Origin of the sequence: Amphritea sp. (assembly GCF_016744155.1) — a bacterium.
Taxonomy (GTDB): Bacteria; Pseudomonadota; Gammaproteobacteria; order Pseudomonadales; family Balneatricaceae; genus Amphritea.
Genome location: NZ_JADGEW010000025.1, coordinates 62,837 through 68,836, shown reverse-complemented (window position 1 = coordinate 68,836; position 6,000 = coordinate 62,837). Strand labels below are relative to the sequence as shown.

Genomic DNA, 6,000 nt, shown 5'->3' with positions numbered 1-6,000 from the left:
AACGTCGCTTCGCGACTTGCTCGTGGCTAGGAGAGCCTTCTTTTTACGTAATATGACAACGTGCTTTGTAAGCAAAAGAGCACGCTTAGCCTTAAAACATAAAACCGCCTGACGGCGGTTTTTACATATTCTTATTTACTCATATTTAAAACGGGGCTCGATGCCCAGACAGGCTCTTCTGGAAGAATAATGAAGCTATGATCATTTTTGGCGTGACAAGCCATGCACTCAGCACGCAGTACCGAAAAGGCTTTTTCAAACTTGCCCCAGTCCTTATCTGATAATGCATGCTCAACCGGCTCGATCGCCTTATCCAAAAAGACAGAAGCAGTTTCTGCCCTGTTGGGCCTGGCTCGGGAAACAATACGAGCCAAAGCTTCCATCTCTTCCAATTGATAATGGGCGAAATCCCATTTTTCCTGCTTTGCTGCCCAATATAGGTTTTGATAGCGATCGCCCATTTCAGCCATCCAGTGGGAAGTACCCGGCACTAGCTTCACCAGATTACTCAATTTATCATCAGAAGAACCATCGTGCCGCCAATCATGCATCGATCCTTTCTCTTCTGCGTTGGCCGTAACCATTACGACACTCAGCAAAGCTATAGCTATTATTTTCATGACACACCCCATAATTTCTTATTAGTTGTATCTAAACTATTGCAGCGGGTGTCGCATTTTTCCAATAACTCACAGGGTATATATGTAGCTAAATAGTATCAGATCATTAAAAAGCCGGATAAATCCGGCTTTTTAAAACATTAACTGAATCGATCTCTATGAGAAGCACAACTCTGGTACTGATCAACCGTTATCGATTCGACCAAAAAGCAAAGCTCATGCCTTCCAGTAAATTATCAACGGAAGATAAACACCCCGGCTTCAACATCCACTCCAATCTCTTCTCCCGGTGGATATTTTCCAGCCAGTAGCTCTTGCGCCAATGGGTTTTCGATCCACTGTTGAATTGCTCGTTTAAGTGGTCGAGCACCGTATACAGGCTCGAAACCTACATCTACCAGTTTATCCATCGCGGTCGATGTCAGGGTTAATCTCAATTCACGCTCAGTTAGACGCTTACGTAGACGATTCAACTGTATCTCTGCAATACCACGAATCTGCTCTTTGCGCAGACTATGAAATACAACTACTTCATCAATTCGGTTAATGACCTCTGGTCGAAAATGATTACCCACCACCTCCATTACTGCAGATTGCATCAGCGTGTAATCGTCATCATCACTAAAGTTCTGAATCAGATCTGAGCCCAGGTTAGATGTCATAACCACGATAGTATTGCGAAAATCTACCGTACGGCCCTGACCATCGGTCAGACGGCCATCTTCAAGTACCTGCAGCAAAATATTGAAGACATCTGGATGGGCTTTTTCCACCTCATCTAAAAGCAATACAGAGTAAGGTTTACGACGGACAGCCTCGGTCAGATAACCGCCCTGTTCATAACCGACATAGCCGGGAGGTGCTCCAATTAACCTGGCAACAGAGTGCTTCTCCATAAACTCAGACATATCGATTCGCACCATCGCTGCCTCCGTATCAAACAGGAAGCTAGCCAAGGCTTTACAGAGTTCTGTTTTACCTACACCCGTTGGCCCAAGAAACAGGAACGAGCCATTAGGCCGATTCGGATCAGACAATCCTGCCCGGGAACGACGTACCGCATTTGATACCGCCAATACCGCTTCGTGCTGTCCGATAACCTGCTTATGCAGAGCATCTTCCATACGCAGTAGTTTTTCCCGCTCACCTTCCAGCATTTTGGAAACAGGAATGCCGGTCCATTTAGACACAACTTCTGCAACTTCTTCTTCACCTACCCGGTTACGTAGTAATTGATTTTGCTGAGGCTGATCCTCTACATCTGCAGCTACCTGTAGCTCTTTTTCAAGCTCGGGAATAACACCATACTGCAATTCAGACATTCGACTCAGCTCACCTGAGCGAGTTGCCTGTTCAAGCTCGGTACGCGCCTGCTCCAGTTTTTCCTTAATTTGCTGCGACCCCTGGAGAGCTACTTTTTCAGCCTTCCAAATCTCTTCCAGATCCGAGAACTCTTTTTCAACAACAGAAATATTGGTTTGCAGTTCTTCCAAACGCTTTATTGCTGCCTGATCTTTCTCTTTCTTAAGCGCTTCACGTTCCATTTTCAATTGAATCAAACGGCGCTCAAGACGATCCATACTCTCCGGTTTAGAGTCTATCTCCATACGGATTCGACTACCCGCCTCATCGATCAGATCGATCGCTTTATCTGGCAACTGTCTATCTGTGATGTAACGCTGCGACAACTTAGCGGCGGCGATAATCGCAGAATCACTGATATCTACGCCATGATGGATCTCATAACGCTCTTTCAGTCCCCGCAGGATCGCTACGGTGTCCTCTTCACTGGGCTCATCCACCAGCACTTTCTGAAAACGACGCTCAAGAGCCGCATCTTTTTCCACATACTGACGATACTCATCAAGCGTTGTAGCTCCCACGCAATGAAGCTCACCTCGGGCCAACGCAGGCTTGAGCATGTTACCCGCATCCATGGCACCTTCCCCTTTACCGGCACCGACCATAGTATGCAGTTCATCAATAAACAGAATAACCTGGCCATCTTGCTTAGAAAGCTCATTCAGCACCGCCTTCAAGCGCTCTTCAAATTCACCTCTAAACTTAGCACCCGCAATCAAGGCCCCCATATCCAGTGATAGAACCTTCTTATTCTTCAGCCCTTCAGGCACTTCACCATTGATAATCCGTTGGGCCAGACCTTCTACGATCGCAGTTTTACCGACACCCGGTTCACCTATCAGTACCGGGTTATTTTTGGTGCGACGCTGTAGTACCTGAATTGTTCTGCGAATTTCATCGTCCCGACCGATAACCGGATCAAGCTTGCCCGACTCCGCCTGCTCAGTCAGATCAACAGTGAACTTATTCAGCGCCTGACGATTCTCTTCTGAGTTTGGATCATTCACAGCTTCTCCGCCCCGCATCTGCGTTATCGCCTGCTCCAAAGCAGCTTTAGTCGCACCGGCCTGTTTTAACAGTTTGCCAACACCGCTTTTATCGTCCAGCATCGCCAGCACAAAAAGCTCGCTGGCAATGTACTGATCGCTGCGTTGCTGGGCAAGCTTATCTGTCTGATTGAAGAGTTTGCCCATGTTAGGTGAGAAGCGTATTTCACCATCACTGCTCGAGATTTGTGGTAATTCAGAAAACAGCTGCTGAACCGATGAACGCAACTGATTTACATTGACTCCGGACTGAGCCAGCAGAGGCTTTACTGAACCACCTTGCTGATCAAGCAACGCCAGCAGCAGATGCGCAGGTTCAATATAATTATGATCTTTACCCACAGCCAGAGACTGGGCATCCGCCAGGGCAGATTGTAATTTACTGGTAAAACGCTCGGGTTGCATATTCCCCTCCTAATCGGTGTCACCTAGCCGGTTTTGAGCTTTCATCAAAGCGGACGGCAGGTTTCATTACTTTATCTACTAAGTATAGGTAGCGCAGGAGGTTTTCAAGGGTTATATAAGAATTCACTTATATATTTGTAATGATAATCTAAACAGAATTATTTTGAAGAGGGGCGATCACTTTGCCCGCAACCAACGCAATTACTGCACCCGCGACTACTGCACTTCTTATTAAACGCGCGATAGATATAGCGACTGAACCACAACGCCAATAGCGTAATCACAACAACTAAAACCAACCAGTCAAACTGAGTCATAGATTAATACTCTGCCTACATCCAGATTGATGCAATATTATAAACCAACCATGAACCGAACCAGGCCAGAACAAGCCCCATCATTATAGAAGTACCCGCCCAACGCCAACTTCCGGTTTCTCTACGAATGGTCGCGATGGTCGCAAGACACGGCATATACAGCAGAGTAAATACCATCAACGCCAGGCCCGAAGCCGGTGCCAGATTCTCACCCATTGCCGCTTGTAAACCGGCCATATCGCTCATCTCAGTGTGATAGACCACCACTAAGGAAGCAGCAATAACTTCTTTAGCGATAAAGCCTGACAATAACGCAACGGTTTCCTGCCAGCCAAAACCCATTGGTGAAAACACCGGGGCTACGAAATGACCCAGCTGCTCTAGCCATGGAGTACCCTGACGGGGAAAGCTCTGCAACAGCCAGATAAGTATTGAACCCACCAAAATAACGCCACCAATTTTATGCAGGAAGTCTCCCGCTTTATCCCAGACATGCAAAAACATTGAGCGGGCTGAAGGAAAGCGCCAGGGAGGTAGCTCCATGATAAAAGTTTCATCATGTTGCGCAGGGATAGTTCGCGCCAGTATAGCTGCAACACTAAAAGCCACCAGTATTCCCAGCATATACATAGCAAAAAGCACGGTACCTGCGCTTTCAGCAAAGAAGATACCCGCCAGCAATACATACACCGGCAGCCGTGCAGAACAACTCATAAAAGGATTGATCAAAATAGTAATCAACCGCGCCCGGGGCTCTTCGATAGTCCGAGCTGACATAATCGCGGGAACGTTACAGCCAAACCCCATAACTAAGGGCACGAAGGCTTTGCCGTGCAAACCAATTTTACTCATCAGGTTATCCATCAGAAACGCGGCCCGAGCCATATAGCCACTTTGCTCCAGCAAAGCGATAAAAAAGAACAGCAACACAACATTCGGTAGAAAAACCAGTACCCCACCCACCCCGGCGATGAGCCCTTCCACCAGAAGATCCTTTAACAGAGATTCAGGCATCCATTCACCCACCTCTCCTCCAATCCAGCCAACCGCAGTATCTATCCAGTCCGCCGGGTAACTTCCAAGTGTAAAGGTCGCCTCAAACATCAACCACAACAGCATGACAAACACCGGCATTCCCAGCCAGCGATTCAAGGTAATACGATCTAGCCAGTGATCCGCAGCCGACTGATCCTGATGTTCACTGCTGCTTTTATGTAGTAATCCATGAATGTAACCATAGCGACCTTCCGCCACCATCTCAGCCGGTGATTCATCATGACGACTAAAGAGTAACTTCAGCGCCTGATTACTTATTCGAGCCTGCTCGTCGCTCTGCAGTGCGACACCTTCACCGGCGGACTCAAGCCAACGCAATGCTTGCCAGCGTTCTAGTCCGGTAGCTTCAAGTGAGGCAACCGCCTCTTCGAGATGGGGCTCATAGGAGATCAACAAAGCATCAATCTGCTGGGGTATATTCTCCAACAACAGATCCAGAAGTGCCGGGATATGGGTATTACTTCTACCATCACTGCCAATAACAGGTTTAATTAAGCCCCGACTCAATTCATCCAGATCAACAGCATGTCCTTGCTTTTCTAACTCATCCAACATATTTAACGCGATGACAACCGGCAACCCCTGTTCCATCAATTGAGTCGTCAGCGCAAAGTTTCTCGCAAGGTTATTGGCATCCAACACATTGAGAATAAGGTCTGGAGGGGTATCACTCAGGTAATCACGCGCTACGGTTTCTTCAACCCGACTGTTTGCCAGCGAATAGATGCCCGGTAGATCCACAAAGTGAAAGTCGACTCCTTTCCATTCCCTTTGCCCCTCTCTACTGGTAACGGTCACACCGGCCATATTACCGGTGCGCTGTCGTGCACCGGTAAGCTGATTAAACAGAGAAGTTTTGCCGCAGTTAGGATTACCTATCAGGGCGATGGTGTAGGAGCGAGTAGTCTCTAGCATCAGAGCTGCAACTCCACCTCAATGTAACCCGCTTCTTTGTTACGCAGGCAGATCTGCTGCTTACCGATAAAATAGGTACGAGGATTTCCCAGCAAAGAGGTGGCTGCAACTGAAACCGGAAAGCCGCGTAAAACACCTAAAGCAACCAACCGCTGACGCAATGGTTCAGGGCCGGTTAACGCTATAATTTTTGCTTTCTGTTTGCAGCTCAATTTAGTCAGGGTCATCAGCGCATCTCAAAAGTTAATGAGAATCATTATTATATGATAATCAAAAGCA

Annotated in this window: 4 protein-coding genes; all 4 read right to left on the bottom strand. The window is 47.4% G+C overall.

The annotated features are described in order from the left end of the window. Nucleotides 1–131 precede the first annotated feature (131 nt). The 4 genes from QZZ54_RS16205 to QZZ54_RS16190 all read right to left on the bottom strand — a co-directional run bounded on the left by QZZ54_RS16205 (nucleotide 132) and on the right by QZZ54_RS16190 (nucleotide 5,948). Entirely contained in the window at nucleotides 132–620 is a 489-nt protein-coding gene (locus tag QZZ54_RS16205; protein WP_290704233.1) for a hypothetical protein, read from the bottom strand. 236 nt (nucleotides 621–856) lie between these two features. Further along, the gene (gene clpB / locus QZZ54_RS16200) at nucleotides 857–3,433 is read right to left on the bottom strand and encodes an ATP-dependent chaperone ClpB (RefSeq protein ID WP_290704230.1); all 2,577 of its coding nucleotides are present in this window, start codon (nucleotides 3,431–3,433) and stop codon (nucleotides 857–859) included. A gap of 332 nt (nucleotides 3,434–3,765) precedes the next feature. Next, nucleotides 3,766–5,721 (bottom strand): ferrous iron transport protein B, encoded by a 1,956-nt coding sequence (gene feoB / locus QZZ54_RS16195; protein ID WP_290704227.1) that lies wholly within the window; start codon nucleotides 5,719–5,721, stop codon nucleotides 3,766–3,768. Continuing rightward, nucleotides 5,721–5,948, bottom strand: coding sequence for a FeoA domain-containing protein (locus QZZ54_RS16190; protein WP_290704225.1), 228 nt, complete (start codon nucleotides 5,946–5,948; stop codon nucleotides 5,721–5,723). The genes feoB and QZZ54_RS16190 overlap by 1 nt, the downstream gene beginning before the upstream one ends. Nucleotides 5,949–6,000 lie beyond the last annotated feature (52 nt).

Bases quoted from the DNA above. Each gene is read 5' to 3' on its own strand.
- QZZ54_RS16205 (WP_290704233.1), bottom strand. From the start codon at position 620: ATGAAAATAATAGCTATAGCTTTGCTGAGTGTCGTAATGGTTACGGCC.
- clpB (WP_290704230.1), bottom strand. From the start codon at position 3,433: ATGCAACCCGAGCGTTTTACCAGTAAATTACAATCTGCCCTGGCGGAT.
- feoB (WP_290704227.1), bottom strand. From the start codon at position 5,721: ATGCTAGAGACTACTCGCTCCTACACCATCGCCCTGATAGGTAATCCT.
- QZZ54_RS16190 (WP_290704225.1), bottom strand. From the start codon at position 5,948: ATGACCCTGACTAAATTGAGCTGCAAACAGAAAGCAAAAATTATAGCG.